The sequence below is a fragment of the Virgisporangium ochraceum genome (genome assembly GCF_016863655.1).
Lineage (GTDB): Bacteria > Actinomycetota > Actinomycetes > Mycobacteriales > Micromonosporaceae > Virgisporangium > Virgisporangium ochraceum.
In genome coordinates this window covers 53,732-75,812 of sequence record NZ_BOPH01000098.1, presented here as the reverse complement: position 1 = coordinate 75,812, position 22,081 = coordinate 53,732, and the positions used below count along the sequence as shown (strand labels likewise).

Below are 22,081 nucleotides of genomic sequence, written 5' to 3'. Positions count from 1 at the left end.
CGCGGGAAAACCTGCTGATCAGAGGGTGGAACTGATAGCGCGGCCGGATGTTACCGGGAGATCCGGTGCCTTTCGAGGGGGAAGCGTCCACAGATCGAAACCCGATCGGCCACCGCCCGTATCACGGCCGACCGGGCGACGCCGAGGCGCTGACCAGGGCGATCATGAGATCCACCGCCTCCTCGTCGCGCAGGCCGTATTCGTGGCACAGCGACCGCCAGGTCGCGAACGACGTCGCGTGGGCGATGGTGGCGCGCAGCCGGCGCCGTCGTGACCCGCGGGCGCGGAACGGTCCGAGCAGCAGGCCGAGCCGGTGCTCCTCGGCGGCCGCGGCGCCCGCACGGATCCGCTCGGGTAGCGCGTCGCGGTCGCGCTGGGCGTTGGCGAGCATCGGCTCGCCCGCGCGGTAGAAGCGGAACAGCTCGCCGAGGGCCAGGCGCAGCCGCGCGGTCGGGTCGGGTTCGGCGGCCCAGCCGGCCGGGTCGGGCAGCGGGAGGCCCGACGCCCAGTGCGCGGTGCACGCCGCGAACAGCGCCTCCTCGTCGGGGAAGTGGCGGTAGACGGTGAGCCGGGTGACGCCGGCCGCCTCGGCGATCGCCGAGACGGTGGTGGCCGCCGGCCCGACCGTGCCGTGCAGCGCGACGGTCGCCTCGACGATGCGCAGGTGGGTCGCGGTGACGTTCTCGGCCCGCCGGCGCATCCGGTACCCGCGCGAGGTCAAATCGGTTGACTTCCTTTCGGTGAACACGCATGTTCACTCATATGAGAACACACGAGGAACCGGCCCGGCTCACGGTGGTGCCGCCCGGTGACGGCCAGACCGGCGACCTGGGGTCCATCGGCGTCCAGTTCAAGCTCTGGGGACGCGACACCGGCGGCGCGTTCGCCGTGGTCGAGCACCCGTTCCCGGTGGGTGCGCTGGTGGCGCCGCACCTGCACACCCACGAGGACGAGTTCTCGATCGTCACGGAGGGCGAGATCGGTTTCCGGTCCGGCGACCGCGAGGTGGTCCTCGGCGCGGGCGGGTACATCGCCAAGCCACGCGGCGAGCTGCACGCGATGTGGAACGCGGGCAGCACCCCGGCCCGCATGATCGAGATCATCAGCCCGGCCGGGTTCGAGCACTTCTTCCGCGAGGTCGCCGAGGCCGTCGCCGACGGAACGGCCACCGAGGAGCAGGGCGCCGAGCTGATCGACCGCTACGGCCTGTCGTTCCCCGAGGCGGCCTGGCTGCCCGACGTCATCGCCCGCTACGGCCTCGACCCGGGCTGAGCCTTCATCGCGGCGAGCCGCGCCTCGACCTCGCTCCGCTCCGTCTCGTCCTCCAGGGCCTCGAACTGCGCGTCGAGGCTCGACGCCGCCAGCTCCTGCTGGCCGATCACCCGGGCCTCCTCCCGGCGGATCCTGTCCTCGAACCGCGACAGCTCGCTCGTCGGGTCCATGAGGTCGACGCTGCGGACCGCGTCGTGCACCTGCTGCTGGGCCCGCGCCATCGTCGCCCGGGCCACCAGCTCGTTGCGCCTGGCGGTCAGCTCGGACAGCTTCTCCCGCATGCGGTCGAGCCCGGTCTTCAACTTGTCGACGACCTCCCGCTGCGCCTCGATCTGCGGCTGCAGCGTGCGCACCTGCTTCTCGACGTCGAGCTGACGCTGCAGCGCGACGCGCGCCAGCGAGTCGAACCGGTCGGCGCCCGCGGGATCGCCGCCGGCACGCAGCTCGTCGGCCTTGCGGCTGGCGGCCAGCGCCTTGCTCCCCCACTCCCCGGCGGTCTCGGTCGCCTCCCGGTGGTCCTCCTCGAGCAGGCGCAGGTTCCCGATGATCTGGGCGACGGCGTCCTCCGCCTCGCCGATGTTGGCCGTGTAGTCGCGGACCAGCTGGTCGAGCATCTTCTGCGGGTCCTCGGCCTGGTCGAGCAGCGCGTGGATGTTCGCCCGCGCCAGCTGGGTGATCCGGCCGAGAATGGACTGCTGCGCCATGAGGGTCTCCTCGGGAAGGTGTCAGAAACGTCCGCCGCCGCCGTGGCGGGCACGGGTGCCCGAGCCGCCGAAGCTGCCCGGCGACCAGCCGCCGCCGAAGCCGCCGGACGAGCCGCCGTACGAGCCGCTGCGGCCGCCCAGCAGGATGCCGCCGAGCACGAGGCTGCCGAGGTCGACGCCCGACCCGCCGCCGTACCCGGGCAGGCCGGCCGGCTGCGACCACCGGTCGACGTCGCCGCGGGCCAGCTGCAGCGCCTGCTGCGCCAGCGCGTCGGCGTACTGGGCGTACCGCAGCGCCGACTCCGGGTCGGACGCCGACGCGGCGACCGCCTGGTCGAGCTGGCGCCGGGCCTCCGCCAGCCGGGTGCGGGCGTCCGCGCCGACGGCGCCGCGCCGGGTCGCGATGAAGTCGTCGGCGGCCGCCACCGCCGAGGTCGCCGCGAGGATCGCCCGGTCGACGAGCGCGGCCGCCCGGTCGCGCTGCTGTCGCGCCTCCCGTACGGCGGCGAGCGCGCGGTCGAGGTCGGCGCCGGCCTCCTCGAGCACGCGCAGCGCCGCCAGCGGGTCGGGCAGGCCGGTGCCGGCCGGCGTCATCGCGGTGTCCGCGGTGGTCAGGGCCGCCTCGGCGCGCGCGATCGTCGGTCGCAGGTCGGAGCCGTCGGACGCGACGAGCGCGCGGGCCTCCTCGAGGTCCTGACCGAGCTCGGACCGGGCCGCGGCGATCCGGGCGTCGGCCTGCTCCAGGTCGGCGGTGGTGCGGGTGATGCCGTCGAGCAGCGTCCCGGCCTGGCCGGTGGCGTCCTCGGCGGCGCGGATCGGCACGACCGCCCGCTCCGGGCGGCCCGCGTCGACGGCCGACCGGGCCTCGGCGAGCTCCTCCCGGGCGGCGTCGAGGCGGTGCCGGGCCTGCTCCAGGCTGTCGGCCAGGGGCGTCACCGCGGTCGGCGCGAACCGCTGCCGCAGCGCGTCCAGGCGCGCCTGTTCCGCCGGCAGCCGGCCGGCGAGCGCCTCCACCCGCGGTGCGAGCGCGGCGAGGACCTGCGGGGCGGTGCGTTCCAGCGACCGCATGCGGTCGAACGCCTCCGCCTGGGCGTCGAGGCGGGCGTCGGCCGACCCGCACAGCCGGAGGATCTCGGTGAGGATCGCGCGGCGGGTCTGCTCGTCCTCGGGCTCGGCGTCATCGAGGCGCTGCCGCAGCGTGAACGCCTGCCGGAGCTCGTCGCGGGCCTGGTCGAGCGCCGACCGGAACCCGGTGACCGCCTCGTCGCCGAACTGGGCCTGCGCGAACGCGAGCTCCTGCTCGGAGGTCTGCACCGCGTCGTCGACGTCGACGAGCGCGGTCGCCGCCTGACGTGACAGCTCCGCGACGGGCACGGGTGGCGGGCCGGCCGCTACCGCGGGTCCGGCCGCGCGTCCCGCCGCCTGCCGGGAACGGCGCCGCAGGACGACGACCAGGACGACCACGACGGCGGCCACCACGACCAGGGCCACGCACAGCAGCAGGCCGAGGGACTGACCGGTACCGTCGCCGCGGCCGCCGAGTCCGTCGGCGACCGCCACGGCCGCGCCGGCCCAGTCGCCGCCCGCCAGCCGCGGTTCGACGGTGCGGACCATCAGGTCGCGCAGGTCGTCGTCGGAGATCGTGGCGTCGCCGGGAACCGAGTAGCCGTAGGCGCGGTCGTCGACCGCGACCGCGAACAGGACGTCGCCGTCGCCGAGCTGCGACAGCCGTGCCGTGTCGGCGGCCCACCGCTGGCCGTCGGCGCCCTCGAAGGAGGTGACGTACACGACGAACAGCTGGGTGCCCCGGTCGGCGCGCAGGTCGCGCACCGCCTCCCGGACGCGGTCGGCGCCGCCGCCGAGCACGCCGGCCCGGTCGACCACCTCCCCGCCGACCCGGAACGGCGGGTCGGCGGCGGCCGGTGCGCCGGTGAGGACCAGCCCGGTGAGGACCAGCCCCGCCAGGACGCCGGCCAGCGCGCGTCGCACGCTTGTCTACCAGCCGAGACGGCGGCGACGCTTGCGGCCGGTGAGCCGCTGTGCGAGCCCGGCGCCCCGGCGCAGCATCCGGCTGCTGCGGGTCGACCCGCGACGCGCCTCGATCAGGTCGCTCACCTTCCTCGTGCCGGCGACCGCCAGGGGAACCGCGACCGCGGTCAGTGCCCACCGAACGACCATCTTCTGCAGCATTGTCCGCCTCCGATCCGGATGTCGCGGCGGATCACATACCCCGGTCGCGGCCGGTCAACCGCGGTCAGTCGTCAGGGTAGGACAGCGGATGCCAGTCATCGACGGCCCACTCCTCGGCGAACGCGACCCCGGCGTCGGTGAGGGCGGCCAGGTGGGTCAGCCAGCCGTTGACCATGCACAGCACCACCCGCCGCGCCGGGTCGGTGCCCAGCCGGCGCCACCCGTCGGGGTGGCGGCGGCCGCCGGTCGGGCCGGGTCCGTGGAAGACGCCGTCGTCGGTGGCGATGGCGAGCAGCGGACCGGTACGCGACCAGACCATCGCCACGTCGCGCACCGGCGCCGGGGTCGGCAGGTACTCCAGTTCGCACGACGGCCCGATCCAGCGCAGGCCCGGCTCGCCCGACCGGGCGGCGGCGTACACGTTCTCGCGGAACGGGTTCACGGTGACCGCGACGAGGTCGACGTCGGCGAGCTTGGTGGGACGCAGCGTGTCCGGCGCGCCGCCGAGGACCCGGCCGTCGCGGCCGGTCGTCACCAGCACCGGGGTGCCGGCCGGACCGGTGGCGACCGCGACCGGCCGGCCGGTGCCACCGGCCAGCTGCCGGACCTTCGGCTGACCGCGCAGCCGCAGCGTGACCTCGACCGCCCGCCCGGAAGCTCCCCAAGCGGGGAACGCTCTGGCAGCAGCACGACGAAGCCACCGCACAGGTGCTCCGCCGCTCGCTGATGTCCGAGATGGCAGCGCCGGTCCCGTAGTAACCCGGCGGGACGCAACGCCCGTGACGCGCTCCGCGCGGGAAGCTACGCCGTGGCGCGCTCCGCGGCGGTGACCGCGTTGCGGAACAGCATGGCGACCGTCGTCGGGCCGACGCCGCCCAGCCGCGGGGTGATCGCCGACGCGACCCGCTCGCAGGCCTCGTCGACGTCCGGGAGGAGGCGGCGGCCCTCGTAGCGGACGCCGGCGCCGATCACCACCGCGCCGGGACGCACGTGCTCCGGCTGGATGATGCCCGGCACCCCGGCCGCGGCCACGAGGATGTCGGCGCGGGCGGTGTAGCGGGGCCAGTCGGCCACACCGGTGTGCACGACGGTGACGGCGGCGTTGGCGGTGGGGCGCTTCTGCGCCAGCATCATGGCCAGCGGACGTCCGATCGTGGCGCCGCGACCCAGGATGACCACCTCGCGCCCGGCGACCGGGATCTCGTAGTGGGCGAGCAGCGCCTCGATGCCGGCCGGGGTGCACGGCAGCGGACCGGGCATCCCCAGCGCGAGGCGGCCCATGTTCAGCGGGTGCATCCCGTCGACGTCCTTGTCGGGGTCGAGGGTCTGCAGGGCGGCGTCGTAGTCGAGGTGGCCGGGGATCGGGTACTGGATCAGGACGGCGTGCACGCCCGGGTCGGCGTTGAAGCCGGCGATGACGTCGAGCAGGTCCCGCTGGGTCGCGTCGGCGGGCAGGTGGCGGTGCGGTGAGTCGAACCCGAGGTCGGCCGCCTGCCGCTGCTTGATGCGGATGTAGCCGGCGCTCGCGTCGTCGTCGCCGACGAGGATCGTGGCCAGGCTCGGCGTCACGCCACGCGCGCGCAGGGCGGCGACACGCTGGCCGACATCGGCGAGGACCGCGTCGGCGACGGGCTTTCCGGGCATGAGAAGTGCTGGTTGCTGCGGGTTCGAAGACACGGGGCATCCTACCGCCGCCCGGATCCGTAGCATCGCGGCGTGCCCACGGACCCTGACGACGTCGACTGGAAGGACCCGGACGTCGCCGACTGGCTGCGCGGTCTGGCCGATGACGACGACGACCCGGCCGACCTGCCGCCGTCGATCCTCTGCGACTCCAGCCTCGGCGAGGACGCCGTCGCCGCCGCGCCGTTCCTGGTCGACGTGGCCGTCGGCGCGGCCGTCGGGTGGGGCCGGGCCGACGGGGTCGAACACACCGTCGAGCGGCACGGGGCCGTCGCCACGCTCGCGGCGATGGTCAGCCCCGAGTTCGAGACCCGCGGTGACTCGGCCCGCGTGCGCGCGGCGGTCGCCGCCCGGGTCGCCGACCTGGCCGCGCTGGCCGACGACGCGAACTGGCTGGTCCGCGCGCACACCTACCTCGTCCTCGGCGCCTGCGACGGCCCCGCCGACGTGCTGCTGCGGCGCTGGGACGCCGAAACCGACGCCGACGCCCGGGCGGCCCTGCTGATCGCGCTGCCGGCCCGCTCGCCCGAGGCGGCCGGGAGCGTGGTCGTCCCCGCCGTCCTCGGCGGTGCACCGTCGCACCGGTTGGCGGGCGCGGTCGGTCTGCACCGCGCCGGCCTGCCGTTCCCCGCCGGAGCGGGCGCGGCCGTCGCGGCGGCGCTCCGGGCCGGTGGGAAGATCTCCGAGGAGCTTGTCCGGGACCCCGTGCGCGAGTTCCTGGTCGACAGCGCCGACGAGGCGTTCGTCGCCGACCTGCTGACCGACGTGTCCCGGCAACGGGAGCCGGTCTCCCCGGACGTCGGGTACGCCCTGGACGACCGCGTCGGGCGCAGCCGTCGGGAACCCGGGCGGGTCCTGCCCGTGGTGGCGCCGCTGCTGCACCACGGCGACCCGGAGACCCGGCGGATGGCGGCCGAGCGGATGCACGAGGGAGGGCGGGCCGCGGCGGCGTTCGCCGACGACCTGGCCCGGCTCGCCGGTGTGCTGCCGGAGCGCAGCGCGACGCGGCTGGTCAGCCCCGAGGTCCTGGCGCTGTCGACGCTGGTGCGGCTCAACGATCCCCGGTGGGTCGAGCCGGCGTGCCGCACCTGGAAGGCCCGGCGTGCCCTCGACCTGTCCCACGACTTCGGCTACCTGCCCCTCGGCGCCGACCTCCTCGCGACGATCGGTGCGGCGTTCGCCGCGGCCGACGGGCCAAGGGTGGTGGCCGGCCTCGCCGGAGCGGTGGCCCTCCTCGCCGGGGCGACCCGGTCGTGGGACGCGCAGCGGCGGCTCCTGCGGTCCCTGGAACCCACGCTGCGCGCGGCCGCGACGGTCGCGCCCGTACCCACGTCGACCGCGCTCCTGCACCTCGGGCTCGCCGACGAGCGCGACCTGCGCACCGTGGCCGCCGACGACGACGCCGGCACGGCGGCAGCGGCCGCGGTCGCCCTGTTGCGCCGCACCGGCGACGCCGGGCCGCTGGCCGCGGCGCTGCGCCGCAGGAACCCCACGGTCGACGTGGCCGCGGGGATCCTGCGGCCGGTCCTGCTGACCGGAGACGGTCCGGGCGAGGCGGCGCTGACGGCGCTGGCGGAGCTCATCCGGCCCCTGCCGATGGACGCGTCGGTCCCGATGCGGCTGCTGGCCGCACACGTGCTGCTGCGCAGCGGCGATCCCGTGGAGGCCACCCGCCTCGTGCCGGTCGGGCTCACGCACTGGCTGGCGCACGAGCACGCCCTGCGGATCGCCGTCGAGTTGCGCGACCCGGCGCTGGAACCGGCGCTGCGCGACCACCTGACCGGGCCGCAGACGCCGCTCGCCGCGCGGGCCCTGCTCGCCCTGGGCGTCGGCCGGGCCGACGTCACCGGGCCGGTGCTCCACTGGATGGCCGGGTGCGACGAGTACGACCCGATCGTGGCGGCGTGCACCGACCTCCTCGACCCCATGGCCCTTCCCCGGCTCCGCGACCTCGCCGACAGCGACGGACGCGCCGCCAGGGGCGGCATCCACAGCAGCGTGATCTGGCGTGACGAGCGCCACCGCGACGCCGTCCGCGCGGGCGTCGCGGCGCTCGAGGCCCGCGTCTGACGTCAGACGCGGTCGAGGACGGCCCGGGTGTAGCCGGCGGTGTCGGCCGTGCCACCGAGGTCGGCGGTGCGCACTCCGTCGGACAGCGCGCCGAACGCGGCGGCCAGCAGGTCGGCGGCGGCCTCCGGGTGGCCGAGGTGGTCGAGCATCATCGCCGCCGACCACATGGCGCCGAGCGGGTTCGCCTTTCCCTTGCCGGCGATGTCGGGCGCGGAGCCGTGCACGGGCTCGAACATCGACGGGAACTCACGTTCGGGGTTGAGGTTGGCCGCCGGCGCGACCCCGATGCTGCCGGCCACCGCGGCCGCGAGGTCGCTGAGGATGTCGCCGAACAGGTTCGACCCCACGATGACATCGAACGTCCGGGGCGCGAGGACGAGCTTGGCGGCCAGCGCGTCGATGTGCTCCCGGTCGCTGCGCACGTCGGGGTGGCGGTCGGCGACCCCGGCCACGATCTCGTCCCAGAACGGCATCGTGTGGATGATCCCGTTGCTCTTGGTCGCCGACGTCACGTGGTTCGAGCGGGTCGCGGCGAGCGTGTAGGCGTACTCGACCACGCGCGTGACACCCTTGCGGGTGAAGACCGCCTCCTGCACGGCGAGCTCGTCCGGCGTCCCCCGGCCGAGCCGGCCACCGATCTCGGAGTACTCCCCCTCCACGTTCTCCCGCACCACGACGAGGTCGACCCCGTCGGCGTCGCGCAGCGGGCCCGGCACGCCGTCGAGCACCTTCACCGGGCGCAGGTTCACGTACTGCTGGAACGTCCGTCGGATCGGGATCAGCAGCCCCCACAGCGACACGTGGTCGGGCACCCCGGGCCAGCCGACCGCGCCGAGCAGCACCGCGTCGTGGTCCCGGATGCGCCGCGGCCCGTCGGGCGGCATCATCGCGCCCTCGGCCAGGTACCGCTGGCAGGACCAGTCGAACCGGTCGTACGTGAACGCGATCGCGTGCCGGCGTCCGACGGCGTCGAGCAGGGCCTGCGCCGGCGGCAGCACCTCGGTGCCGATGCCGTCGCCGGGGATGAGGGCGATGCGGTAGGTGGTCACGGTGTCAGTAGACCGTCGCGCGCCGCCGCCGGTCCAAGACGCTTTTACTGGACCGGTGAGAGCCCCCGCCTATCAGCAAGGTGCACGAATGCGGCCGCGGCGGGGCTCAACCGGCCCGGTCGGTACACCAGCGACACCTCCAGCACGTCGGGGCAGTCGAGGGACCGCACGGTGACCCCCGCCGCCCCGGCGACCGACCGCCACGCGTCGCTGACGACCGCGACCCCGACGCCGGCGAGCACGAGGGGCAGCACCGCCTCCCGGTGCTCCACCTCCACCGCGAGGCGGCTGCCCGCGGCCTGCCGGCGCACGGCGTCGGCGACCCGGCGCATCCCGGTGCCCTCGCGTCCGGCGATGAGCGCGGCCCCGGCGAGGTCGGCGGGGCGCACGGGATCGCCGTCGGGCAGCATCGCCGCGTCGCGGGCCAGCAGCACGAAGCGCTGGCTCGTGAGGCGCACGCTCACCAGGTCCCGTGGCGGCGCGACCGTCGGCGCGGCCGCGACCACCCCGAGCTCGGCGGCGCCGGTGGTGACCAGGCCGCGCACGCCGGCCGGGGTGCCCGCGCCGCGGACCGTCACCCGCACGCGCGGGTGCGCGGCGGTGAACGCGGCGACCAGGTCGGTGAGCGGGCTGACCGCCTGCGACGGCATCGACGCGACGACCAGCTCGCCCCCGGCGAGGCCGTCGACGGCCGCGACGGTCGCCCGGGCGAGGTCGAAGCCGCGCATCACCTCGCGGGCCGGGTCGACGAGCGCCCGGCCGGCGGCGGTGAGCACCAGGCGGCGGCCGGTGCGGTGGAACAGCAGGCTGCCGAGGTCGCGCTCCAGGGCGCGGACCGCCTGCGAGACCGACGGTTGGGCCACGAACAGCTCCGCCGCCGCCCGGCGCACGCTCCCCGCGTCGACGACGGCGAGGAAGTACCGGAGCTGACGCGCGTCCACCGCCGGTCCACCCTTCTGATAGCCGTTGCCTATCAGTCTCGCAGCTGGCGGGGCACCGCTACCGTCATGACCGGACAGTCATCGACGCCGATGCGAGGAAACGGATGACCGAGCCTGAACCGGAACCCCGGCCCGAGCCCCCCGGCGATACGGCCCAGTGGCGGCCGCGGCGCCGCACCGTCGTCATCGGGCTGGCCGCGCTGGTGGTGGTCGCCCTCGCGGTCGTCGGTGTCACCGTGGTCGTGGTCCAGCGGGAGCCGGACACGCCGACCGAGGTCGTCACCGCGTTCCTCGAGGCCGCCCGCGACGGCGACGCCGGGGCGGCGGCCACGTGGTGGATGGACCTGGAGGGCACGCGGGGCGGAGCAGGCCTGCGCGACCGGATCCGGGACTACGTCGAGCGCTGGCACTCCCGGTACGAGGAGGCCCTCGACGACCGGGAGTGGACGCTGACCGAGGGCGAGGCCCGGCTGGGCCGGTCGGTGCGCGTCTCGGTCGGCGGCCGGGAGGCGGACTACCTCGTCGGCGGCACCGACGAGGGGCCGCGCATCGCGCTCGGCCCCGAGGACCAGTTCGGGCAGTCGGCCGGCGGCGCCAACCCGCTGTTCGTGGGCGGCTGACCGCCGGGCGAACGGGCGGTGAACACTCACCCCCGGCGCCGCTCCGGATGGCGGACACCCGCCGGGAGCCCGACCATCGAGGGATGGTCCGGTGGGTCGAGCGTGACGTCGCGGTGGCCGGGTCGACCATGCGGTGCCTCGACGGCGGTGCCGGACGACCGGTGGTGTTCCTGCACGGCAACCCGACGTCGTCGTACCTGTGGCGGGGCGTCCTGCCGCACGTGGCCGCCGGCGGTCGGCGCTGCGTCGCCGTCGACCTGATCGGGATGGGCGGGTCCGGGAAGCCGGACATCGCCTACACGCTCGGCGAGCACATCGACCACGTCGAGGCGCTGCTGGACGCGCTCGACCTCGACGACCCGGTTCTCGTCGGGCACGACTGGGGCGTGGCGATCGGCCTGGACCTGCTGCGCCGCCACCCCGACCGGGTGGCCGGGGCCGCGTTCATGGAGGGCCACCTGCGTCCACTCGACGGCTGGGACGACTTCGACCCGGGCGGTCGCGAACTGTTCCAGCGGCTGCGGACACCCGGCGTCGGCGAACGCATGGTGCTGGAGGAGAACTTCCTCCTCGACGCGCTGCTGCCCGCCGCGATGCTGCGTACGCCGGCACCGGCCGACCTGGCCGTCTACCGCCGCCCGTACCCGGACGCGGCGTCCCGCCGGCCGCTGCTGCGGTGGACCCGCGAGATCCCCGTCGCGGGTGTTCCGGCCGGCAGCGCGTCGATCCTCGCCGCCGGGTGGGAGAACCTGTCGGTCTCCCCGGTGCCGAAGCTGCTCGTCCACGGCGAGCCGGGCGCGGTCGTCACGCGGGACGTGGTGCGCAGGTGCCGCGACGCCCTGCCGCACCTGACCGTTCAGGACGTCGGTACCGGGCTGCACTTCCTGCCCGAGGACCGCCCGGCGGAGGTCGGCGCGGCGGTGTCGACCTGGCTGCGGTCGCGGCTGGGCAGGTGACCGGTTCCGCACCGTCAGCCGGAGCGGTGGGAGCCCCGCGGCCGCACCGCACGCTGCTCCGGGAAGGTCCAGCCGAAGACGACGGCGGACAGCCGCACCGACGCGGTCACCACCAGGCAGACGACCCCCGCGACCGGGGTCGGTGTGCCGAGCCCGGTGAGCAGGACGAGCGTGGCGGCGCCGGCGCCGGCGGCCACCGCGTAGAGCGTGCCGACGTGGAGGAACGAGATCGGCAGCCCCATGATGACGTCGCGCAGCATGCCGCCGCCGATGGCTCCGACCACCCCGACGACCACCGCGCCGACCGCGCCGACCCCGAGGGACAGCGCCTTCGAGGCACCGATCGCGCCGAACAGCCCCATGACGACCGCGTCGAGCACGGTGATCAGCAGGTCCGCGCGCGCGAGCAGCGGTTGCAGCGCCATGCCCAGCACGGCCGACGCGCCGGCGACCAGCAGGTACCAGTTCTCCCAGACCACGACGGGCGGCCGGTCGAGGACGATGTCGCGCAGCAGGCTCCCCCCGAGCGACACGGCGAGCCCGATGACGATGACGCCGAGCACGTCGATGCGGCGGTGCCGCTCCCCCGCCGCGAACAGCGCGCCCTGCAGGCCACCGAGTCCCGCGGCGAGAAGCTCGATCCACAGCGCCACCTGGAACGACATGCGGTCACCCTCCGGGAGGCCGGGGCCGGCCCCACGACACGTGCGGGCCGGCCCGGCGGTGGTCAGCGGGTGGAGCCGGCGGTCCGCGCGGCGGTGGCGATCACGTCGGAGACGGTGCCGGCCTGCGTCACGTACAGGGCGTGGCTGGCGGACACGTTCGTGACCGTGGCGTCGATGCGCTTGGCCATGTGCTGCAGCATGGCCTGGTCGAACGCCCTGTCCTCCGTCGCGATCACCGCCCAGCTCGGCTTGTCGCGCCACGCGGCGTTCTTCACGGGCGTCCCGAACACCGCCATGTTGATGGGGACCTGCGAGTCGCGGAGGAAGGCGGCCTCGGCGTCGCTGGCGTCGGCCGCGAACCCGGCCTTGAACGTCGCGGGGTCGAGGTACCCGAACCCGTCGACGACGTCGATGACGAAGTCGGGCGTCGCGGCGAACCCCTCGTACTGCTGGGCGGTGGTCTCGCCGGCGTCGGGTGCCAGCGCCGACACGTAGACCAGCCCGGCGACGGCCGGGTGGACCCCCGCCTCGGTGATGACCGTGCCGCCCCAGGAGTGGCCGACCAGGATCGTCGGGCCGTCCTGCCGGTCGAGCACCCGCGTGGTCGCCGCGACGTCGTCCTCGAGCGAGGTGAGCGGATTCTGCACGACCGTGACCCGGTAGCCCTGGGCCGTGAGCCTGTCGTACACGCCGCGCCAGCCCGAACCGTCGGCGAACGCGCCGTGCACGAGCACGATGTTCCTGATCTCCTGCGCCATGACGCTCTTCCTCCCTGTGCCGCGCCGGCCTTCCTGCCGCCCGTCGATGGGCGACTTCCACCGGCGCTGCATGCAATATATTGCGTGCAGCACGCACAGGCAAGGGGTCCATCGATTTGTGTGAGCGGGCGAGGTATGTGCAATATGTTGCATGCCGATTCCCTCGGGCGGTCGGGCCGTGGACCGCTCCCTCCTGCGCGACGACGTCTACCGGCGCCTGCGCGACGCCATCGTCGACTGCACCTTCCTCCCCGGAGAGCAGTTGAAGGACGGTGAGCTCGCGGAGTGGCTGGGGGTCAGCCGCACCCCGGTGCGCGAGGCCCTGCTGCGCCTCGCGGCCAGCGGCCTGGTGGTCGCGCTGCCGGGCCGGTCGACGCGGGTGAGCACCATCGACGCGACGGCCGTGCAGGACGCCCGCGACGTCGTCGCCGCCATGCACGAACTGGCCGTCCGCCAGACCGCGGGCCGGCTGAGCGAGGACGACATCGCGCGCATGCGCGACGCCAACCGCCGGTTCGCCGCGGCGGTGGACGCGGGAGACATCGGCGCGGCCCTCGACGCCGACGACGAGATCCACCGGATCCCGGTGACCGCGCTGGGCAATACGGCGGTCGAGACCGTCCTCGACCAGTTCGATCCGCTGGTGCGCCGCGCGGAGCGGCTGCGCTTCAGCACCGACGGGCACGCGTCCGTCGACCTGCACACGCGGCTGATCGACCTCATCGCGGCCGGGGACGCGCGCGCGGCCGCGTCGATGGCGTTCGACATCTGGCACACCCTGCCGGCCGGTGACGGCTGACCCACCCGGCGGTCGACCGTCCATGATGGACGGTGGCGGGGCATCGACGGTGGTGCGGGACCATGTCGACGGGCGTCGACGCATAGGATGCGCTTCTGGCCACTCATGGGGGAGGCTCGCCAGCGTGTCTACGACCCATTCCGCCGTCACCGGGGGCACCGACGGGCGGGATCGCGACGACGCGCCCGATGCCGACCGGCCGACGGCGGAGAACCTGACGACGGAACCACCGGCCCCGGAGCAGCCCGCCGCCGAGGAGTCGACGCCGGCGGAGGCCGTCGATCCGTCTCCCGCGACCGCGCGGTGGCGGCGGCCGGTCACCCTGCTGGCCGCGGTCGCGGCCGGAGCGGCGCTGGCCTGGGTGGTGGGCTCCGTCGACACCTCGGTGACCCGCTACGGGAGCCTCGCCCGGTACGAGCTGCGCACGTTCCAACTGGTCCTGGTGCTCGTCACGGCGCTCGCGGTGGTGCGGGCGGTGCGCCGCGACGCGCGGTGGGACGCCGACGTGGTCGTCGCGGCGGTCGCGGCGCTCAGCGCGGCGACGGTGACGAGCGCGCTGCGCGGCACCCCGTACGGCCTGGCCGGGCTGTGGGACAGCGACCAGTCGTTCCGCATGCAGGCGGTGACGCGCTTCGCCGACACGTGGCACAGCGCCGACTACTTCTACAAGGGACTGCACGCCTACTACGCGCCGCTGTTCCCGTGGCTCGAGGGCCGGGCGGCGGCGCTGTTCGACGTGCCGGCCTGGCACATGGTGAAGGTGGGCGAGATCGTCGGCGCGTTCGTGGCGCCGCTGCTGGCCTACTGGCTGTGGAAGCGGATCGTGTCCGACCGGGTGGCGGCCTTCATGGCGGTGGCGACGCTGACCACGGGCATCGTGGTGTACGAGCCGTACGCGCTGGTCGTCATGGTGACGGTCGTGCCGTGGTGGGTGCAGGCGTTCCACGGCGTGCGCCGCGCCGACGCGCGGCCGCTGCACCCGGTGGTGCTCGGGCTGGTCGGCGCGCTGATGTTCACCACGTACTACTACTACCTGTTCGTCTGCGTCGTCGTCGCCGCGATCCTCGTGCCGGTGGAGCTGCGGTACGGGCGGCTGACCTGGGTGCGGGTGCGGCGGGCGGCCGTCGTCCTCGGGGTCACGTTCGTCGGGTCGGCGCCGTTCTGGGCGCCGCTGGTGTACGACATCCTGACCGCGGCCGACTACCGGCCGATGAACAACCGGTGGTTCCAGAGCGACTTCGCCGACCTGCCCCTGCCGATGTTCCAGCCGACCGTGCTCGGGGCGGTGTGCCTGCTCGGCCTGGTGTACCTGGTCTGGACGGCGCGGGAGGAGCTGTCGCGGTCGCTGCTGGTGTTCCTCGCCGGGCTGTACGTCTGGCACGCGGCCGGCTACCTCATGATCATGATCGATGTGCCGCTGTTGAGCTTCAAGATGCGCGACCTGGTGCCGCTGGTCCTCGTCTGCGCGGCGGTCCTGGCGGTGCACCGGCTGGCCGCGTGGGCCCGGCGGCGCTTCGACCGGGTCCGGGTCCAGCGGCTGACGGCGGTGCTGGTCGCCGGGCTGTGCCTGCTCGCGGCGGACCGCTATGTGGGCGCGATCCTCGACAGCGACCTGACCCCGGCGGCGCACGACACGCCGCTGCCCGACGGCACCATGCCGCGGCACGCCACCGGCACTCCCGACGCGGAGCGCCGGCTCCCTCCGGCCGAGGACCTGCGCCGGGCCATCGAGGAGCGGTACCGCGGCTCCGGCCACCCGGTGGTGCTCAGCGACCGCCAGGACCTGTACGTCTTCTACCCGTACTACGGGTACGTCGAGTACTCCTTCGCCTACTCGCACCCGACCGCCCAGTTCCGCGGCCGCGTCGCCGTGCTGGAGTGGCTGCAGTCGGTGCCGTGGCCCGACCAGTTCGCCAACGCGATGGTCAACAACCCGTACGACCGCATCGACGTGATCGTGCTGCAGCGCCGGGAGGGCTGCCTGCGGTTCCGGTTCCACGACGAGAACTGGCCCAACGCCTACGCCGTCCGGGAGCTGTGCCTGCCGGCCGCGGCGATCGACGACACGTACTTCGACTCCACCACCGTCGGCGACTACGTCGTGGCGGTCCGGCGCACCTGAGTGGAGACCGTGGGTCGCCGGGGACTCGAACCCCGAACCTTCTGATCCATAGAGAAGGAAGCACGTCCATGACCGCCGGAGCGGGAAGCGGACGCGCTAAGCCAGACGCTCTATCCATTTGAGCTAGCGACCCGCGCAGATCCTCGCACGCGCCGAACCGGCGCCGCACCGGGATTCCGGCGCGAGCTCACGACGTGGCGGCGTCGACCAGGGCGTGTGCGGTCGCCGCCACCGTGACGGCCGCCTCCTCTCGGGTGTAGCCGGCGATGTCGATGAGCCAGATCAGCGTCTCGATGCCGGTGGCGGAGCGGATCGCGACCGCGAGCCGGTCGACGTCGACGTGCGGGTGGCTGTGCCGCAGCGGCGCCAGGGCGTCGGCGACCCAGCCGATCGCGCGTCCCCGGCGCAGCACCGGCCGCCCAGTGCCCGGCCCAGTGCCCGGCCCAGTGCCCGGCCCAGTGCCCGGCCCAGTGGCCGGCTCCAGCGACAGCCGCAGCGACGTGCGCAGCTGCGGTTCCCAGGTCAGGTTGTAGCGGGTGAACTCGGCCATGAACAGGTCGAGGCGGGCCCGCAGGTCGGTGGGCGCGTCGGCCGGCAGCAGCGTGTCGGGCGAGATGGCCGGGTGGGCGGCCAGCAGCAGGCTGCGCTGGTTGGGGAAGTAGCGGTAGGCGGTGGTCCGGGAGATGCCGGACCGTTCGGCGGCGTCCTCGACCTTCGGCGTGTGGCCCTCGGCCAGCAGGTCACGGGTCGCGGCGACGAGCGCCTGTCGGGTGCGTGACTTCTGGGCCGTCCGGCCGGTCGACTCGTACGGCGTCGCCACCCCGTCATGGTACCGTGATCCCATATGGGACTGCAGTCCCATGAAGGGAAGGACGTCCACCATGACCCACGATCCCTGCATCACCGACCCGGACTTCTACACGGTGGTGTTCGAGAACGACCGCGTGCGCGTCCTCGAGTACCGCGACCGGCCCGGCGACCGCACGAACGCGCACCGCCACCCCGACAGCGTGATGGTCACGCTCAGCGCCTTCCGCCGCCGGGTGTCCGCCGGCGACCGGAGCGTCGACGTCGACCTGCCCGCCGGCGAGGCCCGCTGGGTCGGCGCACAGGAGCACCGCGGCGAGAACATCGGCGACAGCGGCACCCACACGATCTTCGTGGAGCTGAAGGAGCCGGCGGGAGCACCGGCCACGCGGACGCCGCTGGGTCCGGACGTCCCGTAGTACCTTCACCGGAATGACGGACCGGCTGACCGCACGGAGTTCCACGCGTGCAGCTCAACGTCGACCTGCGACCCGCCGGCGTCACCGTGTTCCTGTCCCGACGCGACCCGGCGCGTCGCGGTCCCCACCTCAGCCCGCAACCGATGGACGCGCCGCGACCGCACCGCAACCGCCTGCACGTCGACGTCGCCGTGCCGCACGACCTGGCCGGCGACCGCGTCGCCGCCGCCCTCGCCGCCGGGGGCCGGCTGGTCTCCGACGCGCACGCGCCGGCGTGGTGGGTGCTGGCCGACGCCGAGGGCTACGAGGCGTGCGTGGCCACCTGGGTCGGGCGTCACCCCGAAGGCTGAACGGTCGCGGCGCGGCCGCGACCGCGCCTTATGGTGACCGCATGGGCGATCTCGACCTGTACGGGCCTGCCTTCCGCACCGACCCGTACGCGGAGCTGGCCCGCCTCAGGAACGAGGACTGGTACGCCACCACCGCGATCGGTACGGCGGTGCTGCGCTACCGCGAGGTGCAGACGCTGCTGTCCATGCGCGACCTGCGCACGCCCGGCGCCGACTTCCTCGCCCTGCAGGGGATCACCGACGGGCCGCTCGTCGACACCATGCGCGGCTTCCTCCTCAACGCCGACGGCGACGCGCACGCCCGCGTGCGCAGGATCGTGAACGCCGCGTTCACCACCCGCCGCGTCGAGGCGTTCCGGCCGACGGTGGCGGCCATCGCCGACGGGCTCGTCGACGACCTGGCCGCGCGGGAGGAGTGCGACTTCGTCGCCGCCTTCGCCGAGCCGCTCGCGCAGCGCGTGCTGTACCGGTTCGTCGGGATCCCGGAGGAGCGGCGGGAGGACCTGCAACGGTGGACCGCCGACGTCGGTCTCATCTTCGGGTTCAGCGTCACCGACCACCGCGCGCGCATCGAGGCCGCGCTGCGGAACCTGGACCTGTTCCTCGACGGCCTGCTCGCCGAGCGGCGCGCCGCACCCCGCGACGACCTTCTCAGCGCGCTCGTGTCCACACAGGACCTGACCGACGTCGAGCTGCGGGCGATGGTCGTGACGCTCATGTCGGCCGGGCAGGGGACGGTGCAGCACCAGCTCGGCACCGCGATGGCCGCGTTCCTCGACCACCCCGACCAGTGGCGGCTGCTGGCCGAGCGGCCGGACCTCGCCGCCGGCGCCGCCGAGGAGGTGGTGCGGCACAGCCCGTCGGCGCTGCTCGGCGTCCCCCGGGTGGCGAAGGTCGACGTCGAGCTGAACGGTCTGACGCTGCCCGCGGGCAGCTGCGTGCTGCCCGTCACCGGTTCGGCCAACCGCGACGGTGCGGTCTTCGACCGTCCCGACACCCTCGACATCACGCGCCGCCGCACCCCGCACCTGACCTTCGGCGGCGGCATCCACTACTGTCTCGGCGCGGCGCTCGCCCGGGTCGAGCTCGCCGAGGCGCTTCCCCGCCTGGCACAACGGATCCGGGACCCGCGTGCGGCCGCCCCGGCGACGTGGCTCCCACCGACGGAGGCGGTCTACGGCCCCCTGACTCTCCCCATCGGGTACGCGGCGCGCTAGCGTCACGCCTGCCCTCCGGTCTCGACCAGCTGCTTCCCCTGCTCGGGCGTCGTACTCGGGGCGGTCGGTGCGTTGACGGCCACCGCGGTCACCGACCGGATGCGGTTCCGCCGTGAGTTCGACTTCCGGTGGGACCAGGAGCGGCCGCCCGCGCCAGCCTCCACGTGCGTGGCGGGTCGGTGGCCCAGGCGGACATCCTGCGCGGCATCCGCGACGCGCGCGGGTGACCCGCCGGCTACCTCCGGGCCCGGGCGTAGACGACGTTCGTCCGCAGTTCGGCGACCCCGTGTGACCGCAGGTGGCCGACGCTCGCCGCGCGGACCCGCCGTGCCGCCGCCGCGCCGAGCCGCTCGACCGTGGCGCGGTACCCGGTGCCGAGCACGATCTTCCACCAGTCGTCCGGGTCGGCGAGCGGATGCGTGCCGTCCTCGGCCTCCACGGTCGGGGTGGCGGCGCCGCCGTCGTGGAACAGCCGGGTCAGCGCGGCCGGGTCGGTCAGGCGGGTCCACGGGCGGAACGCACCGACGAGGTAGATGCCTCCGCGGAAAATCCCGGACCGTCGAGTGGCCGACACCACGTATCGTTGTCCACCGATTCGAGGGGGCATCCATGCAGTGGTATGTCGCGACGAGACGGGTGGTCGGGTTCGCCGTGGCGTTCGCCGTGGCCGTGCTGGGCTCGGCGGTGTATGTCGACGCCGTCGACGCGGCGCCCGCACCGCGGATGGTCACCGCGATGACCGGGGTCGGGGTGGGCCTCGGGCTGCTGGTGCTCGGCACGCTGCTCGGGCTCGCGATCACGGTGCCGTTCTGGGTCTGGCAGGCCGTGCGGCAGACCCGCGAGCACGGCTCGCCGGGCCACGGGCACCTCGGCTACTGGGGTGTCGGCGCGTTCCTCGTGCTGTTCGCCGCCGGCTTCGTCGTGCCCGGCGGGGTCTACGCGGCGGCGGCCCCGCGCGTGCTCGGTTCCGCGCTGCTCGTCGCCGGGGTGCTGCACACCCGCGCGTGGGTCCGCGGGCGGACCGCGCCCGACCGCCCGTACGCCGCCGACCGGTACGACCTCGTCTCCGGGGGCGACACGTCGTCGCCGCTGGCCGCGCAGCCGACCGCCGACGACTGGAACGCCGCGCAGTGGGACCCCGACGTCGACCGGCAGATCGAACGCCGCCGCCACCGCGGGTGACGCCGGAGCCCGTGCCGGCGTCACGGGCGCGGGCGACCGCCGCCGCGGGGTCGGCCACGACGCCCACGACGACATTGGTCACCGCGGAGCGGCCGGTCCCGGACGGTCGGGATTCCCCACCGCGTCCTCGTACCGGAGCAGGACGTCGACGAACATCCGCCGCTGGTCCGGGGTCAGCGGCTCCAGTGCCCGCCGCCAGGCGCGCGCTCCGGGTGACAGCCACCGCTCGATCGCGGGCCGGCTGGCCGGGCTGATGTCGACGATGCGGCGACGCCGGTCGGCGTCGTCCTCGCGGCGTACCAGGACGCCCTTGCGGCTGAGGTCACCCACGAGCAGGCTCACCGTGGTCGGTGCCACGCCGAGCATGCCGGCCAGCTCGGAGACGGTCAGCGGGCCGTCGAGCAGGAGCAACGACAGCATCGACAGGTGCCGCGGCGCCAGGTCGAAGGACCGCAGCTCCTCGGGCGGCGGCAGCCGTTTGACGCGGCCGACCAGCCTCGGCATCACCAGGAGCAGCTCCCGGACCGTGTCGTCGGTGGTTGACATCCCGTCGACCCCCCAAATACCTTTGTTTGCAAAGATAGTTTGCTGTCAAACCTGTCTCCGGGGGATCGTATGCCGCACCTCAGCGTCCGCGTCGTGGAGAGCGACCTCGCCGGGAACGAGACGGCGCTGATCCGGACGCTGACCGACGCGGTCGTCGCCGTCTACGGCGAGTGGGCCCGCGGCACCGTGGACGTGCACCTGGTCGGCGTGCCGCCGCACCGGTGGGGGGTCGGCGGCGTGCCCGCCGCGGCGCCCTCCCCCGCCGTCACGTTCGGCATCCGGGAGTCGGTGTTCGGCCGGCCCGACGCCGACGCGATCGTGGCCCGCCTGGTCGCCGGCGTCACCGACGCCGTGGTGGAGGTGCTCGGCGAGCGGGTCCGCGCGGGCGTCCTCGTCGAGTTCGTCGCCACTCCGGCCGGGCGTACCGGCCTCGGCGGCGCGGTCGTCACGTCGTAGCGGGAACCGGATCGCGCCGCCGGCGGCGGACCGTGTTCGCGACGATCGCCAACCCCGGCAGCGCGCCGAGCAGCAGGAGGACCGCGAGCGGCCAGTGGATCACCGACCCGACCGCCCCGCGGACCCGCGGCAGGTCACCGACCGTGAATCCCCAGTCGCCGCCGCACGTCACCGTGTAGGAGCCCGGTTCCGGGACCGCGAAGGTCGCCACCCACGTCACGCCGCTGTCGGCGGAGCCCTCGTAGTCGGCCGGCCGGGCGGTCACCGGGTCGGCCCGCCGGGCGCCGACGCCGGGGCCGCTGACCCGGCAGTCGGGGCGCAACGGCGCGGTGTCGTACCCGAGGATCGCGTACCGGCCGGCCGCCGGCAGGACCGCCGGTTCGTCACCGCCGCCGTACCCGCCGGTGAACGGGTACGTGGCCGTGCTGTCCTCCGCGCCGAGGCCGAGCACGTACGGGGCGAGCACGGCCCCGACCACGGCGACGACGGGGCCGAGCACGTAGCCGAGCACGGGACGGCGGGTCGGCGCCGGCAGCAACCGGCCGACGCCGTACCCGGGCAGCGCGCCGACCACCGACAGCACCGCCGCGGGCGCGGCCACGGCGAACACGTCGAGGTCACCGTCGAGCGGAACGATCCAGGACCAGCCGGCGAGCGCGACGGCGAGCAGCACCCATCCGCTGACGGTCGCGCCGACGAGGACCAACACCGCCCGGGCGCCGGGCCGCCGCGCCGCGGGCACCGCTGTCAGGAACGCGACCAGCGGCGTCGAGGCGAGGGCCCACATCGCGGCCGGGGTCGCGTCCTGGTCCTCCTCCCACAGGTGGGTGAACTCGAAGGACACCAACGGCGCCACGACCGTGACCAGCAGCCACACCGTCACCGCCGCCGGGCCGGGAACCGCCCATCGCATCGTCCGCACAGCCACAGCATGATGGCATCCGCGCGCCAGGCCGCCGGTCAGACCTCGTCGGTGTAGGAGCCGTCCGGATGCATGCGGCCGGTGCGGATGACCGACGACCGGAACAGGCCGCGCCGCCGCGCCTCGCTCACCGTCACCGACATGGTGTAGGCGCGGTCGCCGCTCTCCCGCCAGACCGTGCGGCTGACCCGGTACGTGACGCCGCCATCGGTGACCTCGCTGTCGTCGGAGGACGAGTGCTCGTCGCGGTGGGCCAGTTCGGCGTAGGTCGTGCCGGCCCGCCACCGGGCGAGGTGCTCGTCGGCGAGCCGGCGCGCGGCCACCTTGTCCAGACCCATTTTTCCCCCTCGGAC

The 22,081-nt window shown here is 74.6% G+C and carries 26 protein-coding genes and 1 tRNA gene; 11 read left to right on the top strand and 16 right to left on the bottom strand.

What is annotated here, in order from left to right:
- Positions 1 to 121: 121 nt before the first annotated feature.
- Positions 122 to 721: a TetR/AcrR family transcriptional regulator gene (locus Voc01_RS35985; protein WP_239160715.1), complete on the bottom strand. Its 600-nt coding sequence runs from the start codon at positions 719 to 721 to the stop codon at positions 122 to 124.
- A gap of 41 nt (positions 722 to 762) precedes the next feature.
- Between Voc01_RS35985 and Voc01_RS35980 the strand changes: the two genes are divergently transcribed.
- Positions 763 to 1,272: a cupin domain-containing protein gene (locus Voc01_RS35980; RefSeq protein WP_203932125.1), complete on the top strand. Its 510-nt coding sequence runs from the start codon at positions 763 to 765 to the stop codon at positions 1,270 to 1,272.
- On the opposite strand, the gene Voc01_RS35975 is transcribed toward Voc01_RS35980, so the two are convergent.
- The 5 genes from Voc01_RS35975 to Voc01_RS35955 form a co-directional block, all read right to left on the bottom strand.
- Positions 1,251 to 1,976, bottom strand: a complete 726-nt coding sequence (locus Voc01_RS35975; RefSeq protein ID WP_203932124.1) for a PspA/IM30 family protein — start codon at positions 1,974 to 1,976, stop codon at positions 1,251 to 1,253. The genes Voc01_RS35980 and Voc01_RS35975 overlap by 22 nt on opposite strands.
- A gap of 21 nt (positions 1,977 to 1,997) precedes the next feature.
- A complete protein-coding gene (locus tag Voc01_RS35970) occupies positions 1,998 to 3,965 on the bottom strand; it encodes a TPM domain-containing protein (RefSeq protein ID WP_203932123.1) in 1,968 nt (655 codons plus the stop codon).
- A 6-nt stretch (positions 3,966 to 3,971) separates the two neighbouring features.
- Positions 3,972 to 4,154, bottom strand: a complete 183-nt coding sequence (locus Voc01_RS35965; RefSeq protein ID WP_239160714.1) for a hypothetical protein — start codon at positions 4,152 to 4,154, stop codon at positions 3,972 to 3,974.
- Positions 4,155 to 4,230: 76 nt separating this feature from the next.
- Positions 4,231 to 4,872, bottom strand: coding sequence for a hypothetical protein (locus tag Voc01_RS35960; protein ID WP_203932121.1), 642 nt, complete (start codon positions 4,870 to 4,872; stop codon positions 4,231 to 4,233).
- Positions 4,873 to 4,967: 95 nt separating this feature from the next.
- Positions 4,968 to 5,810, bottom strand: coding sequence for a bifunctional 5,10-methylenetetrahydrofolate dehydrogenase/5,10-methenyltetrahydrofolate cyclohydrolase (locus Voc01_RS35955; protein WP_239160735.1), 843 nt, complete (start codon positions 5,808 to 5,810; stop codon positions 4,968 to 4,970).
- A gap of 72 nt (positions 5,811 to 5,882) precedes the next feature.
- Here Voc01_RS35955 and Voc01_RS35950 point away from each other — a divergent pair, with 72 nt between their 5' ends.
- Entirely contained in the window at positions 5,883 to 7,919 is a 2,037-nt protein-coding gene (locus Voc01_RS35950) for a hypothetical protein (protein ID WP_203932119.1), read from the top strand.
- Between the two features lie 2 nt (positions 7,920 to 7,921).
- Here the strand turns inward: Voc01_RS35950 and Voc01_RS35945 are convergent, their stop codons facing one another.
- Entirely contained in the window at positions 7,922 to 8,968 is a 1,047-nt protein-coding gene (locus Voc01_RS35945) for a tartrate dehydrogenase (RefSeq protein ID WP_203932118.1), read from the bottom strand.
- Between the two features lie 44 nt (positions 8,969 to 9,012).
- Positions 9,013 to 9,909 carry a LysR family transcriptional regulator gene (locus tag Voc01_RS35940; protein WP_203932117.1) on the bottom strand — a complete coding sequence of 299 codons (897 nt, stop codon included), beginning with the start codon at positions 9,907 to 9,909 and terminating at the stop codon, positions 9,013 to 9,015.
- A gap of 104 nt (positions 9,910 to 10,013) precedes the next feature.
- Here Voc01_RS35940 and Voc01_RS35935 point away from each other — a divergent pair, with 104 nt between their 5' ends.
- Positions 10,014 to 10,529, top strand: a complete 516-nt coding sequence (locus Voc01_RS35935; RefSeq protein WP_203932116.1) for a hypothetical protein — start codon at positions 10,014 to 10,016, stop codon at positions 10,527 to 10,529.
- Positions 10,530 to 10,612: 83 nt separating this feature from the next.
- Positions 10,613 to 11,485: a haloalkane dehalogenase gene (locus Voc01_RS35930; RefSeq protein ID WP_203932115.1), complete on the top strand. Its 873-nt coding sequence runs from the start codon at positions 10,613 to 10,615 to the stop codon at positions 11,483 to 11,485.
- A gap of 14 nt (positions 11,486 to 11,499) precedes the next feature.
- Here Voc01_RS35930 and Voc01_RS35925 read toward each other — a convergent pair whose 3' ends face one another.
- Positions 11,500 to 12,150 (bottom strand): trimeric intracellular cation channel family protein, encoded by a 651-nt coding sequence (locus tag Voc01_RS35925; RefSeq protein ID WP_203932114.1) that lies wholly within the window; start codon positions 12,148 to 12,150, stop codon positions 11,500 to 11,502.
- 62 nt (positions 12,151 to 12,212) lie between these two features.
- Entirely contained in the window at positions 12,213 to 12,908 is a 696-nt protein-coding gene (locus tag Voc01_RS35920; protein WP_203932113.1) for an alpha/beta fold hydrolase, read from the bottom strand.
- 178 nt (positions 12,909 to 13,086) lie between these two features.
- Between Voc01_RS35920 and Voc01_RS35915 the strand changes: the two genes are divergently transcribed.
- Both Voc01_RS35915 and Voc01_RS35910 read left to right on the top strand, forming a co-directional pair.
- On the top strand, positions 13,087 to 13,707 hold the full coding sequence (locus Voc01_RS35915) for a GntR family transcriptional regulator (RefSeq protein WP_239160713.1): 621 nt from the start codon (positions 13,087 to 13,089) through the stop codon (positions 13,705 to 13,707).
- Between the two features lie 124 nt (positions 13,708 to 13,831).
- Complete coding sequence (locus tag Voc01_RS35910; protein ID WP_203932111.1) at positions 13,832 to 15,829, top strand: arabinofuranosyltransferase; 1,998 nt, start codon at positions 13,832 to 13,834, stop codon at positions 15,827 to 15,829.
- A 10-nt stretch (positions 15,830 to 15,839) separates the two neighbouring features.
- On the opposite strand, the gene Voc01_RS35905 is transcribed toward Voc01_RS35910, so the two are convergent.
- Together Voc01_RS35905 and Voc01_RS35900 are read right to left on the bottom strand one after the other, a co-directional pair.
- Positions 15,840 to 15,962, bottom strand: a tRNA-OTHER gene (locus Voc01_RS35905).
- 54 nt (positions 15,963 to 16,016) lie between these two features.
- Positions 16,017 to 16,649: a TetR/AcrR family transcriptional regulator gene (locus tag Voc01_RS35900; protein WP_203932110.1), complete on the bottom strand. Its 633-nt coding sequence runs from the start codon at positions 16,647 to 16,649 to the stop codon at positions 16,017 to 16,019.
- A gap of 61 nt (positions 16,650 to 16,710) precedes the next feature.
- Here Voc01_RS35900 and Voc01_RS35895 point away from each other — a divergent pair, with 61 nt between their 5' ends.
- The 3 genes from Voc01_RS35895 to Voc01_RS35885 are packed head-to-tail and all read left to right on the top strand — an operon-like array spanning position 16,711 to position 18,622.
- The gene (locus Voc01_RS35895; protein ID WP_203932109.1) at positions 16,711 to 17,055 is read left to right on the top strand and encodes a cupin domain-containing protein; all 345 of its coding nucleotides are present in this window, start codon (positions 16,711 to 16,713) and stop codon (positions 17,053 to 17,055) included.
- A gap of 47 nt (positions 17,056 to 17,102) precedes the next feature.
- On the top strand, positions 17,103 to 17,405 hold the full coding sequence (locus Voc01_RS35890; RefSeq protein WP_307781603.1) for a VOC family protein: 303 nt from the start codon (positions 17,103 to 17,105) through the stop codon (positions 17,403 to 17,405).
- 41 nt (positions 17,406 to 17,446) lie between these two features.
- Positions 17,447 to 18,622, top strand: a complete 1,176-nt coding sequence (locus Voc01_RS35885) for a cytochrome P450 (RefSeq protein ID WP_203932108.1) — start codon at positions 17,447 to 17,449, stop codon at positions 18,620 to 18,622.
- 235 nt (positions 18,623 to 18,857) lie between these two features.
- On the opposite strand, the gene Voc01_RS35880 is transcribed toward Voc01_RS35885, so the two are convergent.
- On the bottom strand, positions 18,858 to 19,196 hold the full coding sequence (locus Voc01_RS35880) for a hypothetical protein (RefSeq protein ID WP_203932107.1): 339 nt from the start codon (positions 19,194 to 19,196) through the stop codon (positions 18,858 to 18,860).
- Between the two features lie 35 nt (positions 19,197 to 19,231).
- On the opposite strand from Voc01_RS35880, the gene Voc01_RS35875 reads away from it, so the two are divergent.
- The gene (locus Voc01_RS35875) at positions 19,232 to 19,804 is read left to right on the top strand and encodes a hypothetical protein (RefSeq protein WP_203932106.1); all 573 of its coding nucleotides are present in this window, start codon (positions 19,232 to 19,234) and stop codon (positions 19,802 to 19,804) included.
- A 78-nt stretch (positions 19,805 to 19,882) separates the two neighbouring features.
- Here the strand turns inward: Voc01_RS35875 and Voc01_RS35870 are convergent, their stop codons facing one another.
- Positions 19,883 to 20,350, bottom strand: a complete 468-nt coding sequence (locus Voc01_RS35870) for a MarR family transcriptional regulator (protein WP_203932105.1) — start codon at positions 20,348 to 20,350, stop codon at positions 19,883 to 19,885.
- Between the two features lie 69 nt (positions 20,351 to 20,419).
- Here Voc01_RS35870 and Voc01_RS35865 point away from each other — a divergent pair, with 69 nt between their 5' ends.
- On the top strand, positions 20,420 to 20,806 hold the full coding sequence (locus tag Voc01_RS35865; protein WP_203932104.1) for a tautomerase family protein: 387 nt from the start codon (positions 20,420 to 20,422) through the stop codon (positions 20,804 to 20,806).
- Here the strand turns inward: Voc01_RS35865 and Voc01_RS35860 are convergent.
- Together Voc01_RS35860 and Voc01_RS35855 are read right to left on the bottom strand one after the other, a co-directional pair.
- Positions 20,796 to 21,728 (bottom strand): hypothetical protein, encoded by a 933-nt coding sequence (locus Voc01_RS35860; RefSeq protein ID WP_203932103.1) that lies wholly within the window; start codon positions 21,726 to 21,728, stop codon positions 20,796 to 20,798. The genes Voc01_RS35865 and Voc01_RS35860 overlap by 11 nt on opposite strands.
- Before the next feature lie 38 nt (positions 21,729 to 21,766).
- Positions 21,767 to 22,066 carry a hypothetical protein gene (locus Voc01_RS35855; protein WP_203932102.1) on the bottom strand — a complete coding sequence of 100 codons (300 nt, stop codon included), beginning with the start codon at positions 22,064 to 22,066 and terminating at the stop codon, positions 21,767 to 21,769.
- Positions 22,067 to 22,081 lie beyond the last annotated feature (15 nt).

What these genes read in the sequence shown, in the direction of transcription:
- Voc01_RS35855 (WP_203932102.1), bottom strand. Translation starts at nt 22,066, where the DNA reads ATGGGTCTGGACAAGGTGGCCGCGCGCCGGCTCGCCGACGAGCACCTC.
- Voc01_RS35865 (WP_203932104.1), top strand. Translation starts at nt 20,420, where the DNA reads ATGCCGCACCTCAGCGTCCGCGTCGTGGAGAGCGACCTCGCCGGGAAC.
- Voc01_RS35870 (WP_203932105.1), bottom strand. Translation starts at nt 20,350, where the DNA reads ATGTCAACCACCGACGACACGGTCCGGGAGCTGCTCCTGGTGATGCCG.
- Voc01_RS35930 (WP_203932115.1), top strand. Translation starts at nt 10,613, where the DNA reads ATGGTCCGGTGGGTCGAGCGTGACGTCGCGGTGGCCGGGTCGACCATG.
- Voc01_RS35885 (WP_203932108.1), top strand. Translation starts at nt 17,447, where the DNA reads ATGGGCGATCTCGACCTGTACGGGCCTGCCTTCCGCACCGACCCGTAC.
- Voc01_RS35975 (WP_203932124.1), bottom strand. Translation starts at nt 1,976, where the DNA reads ATGGCGCAGCAGTCCATTCTCGGCCGGATCACCCAGCTGGCGCGGGCG.
- Voc01_RS35925 (WP_203932114.1), bottom strand. Translation starts at nt 12,150, where the DNA reads ATGTCGTTCCAGGTGGCGCTGTGGATCGAGCTTCTCGCCGCGGGACTC.
- Voc01_RS35875 (WP_203932106.1), top strand. Translation starts at nt 19,232, where the DNA reads ATGCAGTGGTATGTCGCGACGAGACGGGTGGTCGGGTTCGCCGTGGCG.
- Voc01_RS35965 (WP_239160714.1), bottom strand. Translation starts at nt 4,154, where the DNA reads ATGGTCGTTCGGTGGGCACTGACCGCGGTCGCGGTTCCCCTGGCGGTC.
- Voc01_RS35920 (WP_203932113.1), bottom strand. Translation starts at nt 12,908, where the DNA reads ATGGCGCAGGAGATCAGGAACATCGTGCTCGTGCACGGCGCGTTCGCC.
- Voc01_RS35955 (WP_239160735.1), bottom strand. Translation starts at nt 5,810, where the DNA reads ATGCCCGGAAAGCCCGTCGCCGACGCGGTCCTCGCCGATGTCGGCCAG.
- Voc01_RS35980 (WP_203932125.1), top strand. Translation starts at nt 763, where the DNA reads ATGAGAACACACGAGGAACCGGCCCGGCTCACGGTGGTGCCGCCCGGT.
- Voc01_RS35935 (WP_203932116.1), top strand. Translation starts at nt 10,014, where the DNA reads ATGACCGAGCCTGAACCGGAACCCCGGCCCGAGCCCCCCGGCGATACG.
- Voc01_RS35895 (WP_203932109.1), top strand. Translation starts at nt 16,711, where the DNA reads ATGACCCACGATCCCTGCATCACCGACCCGGACTTCTACACGGTGGTG.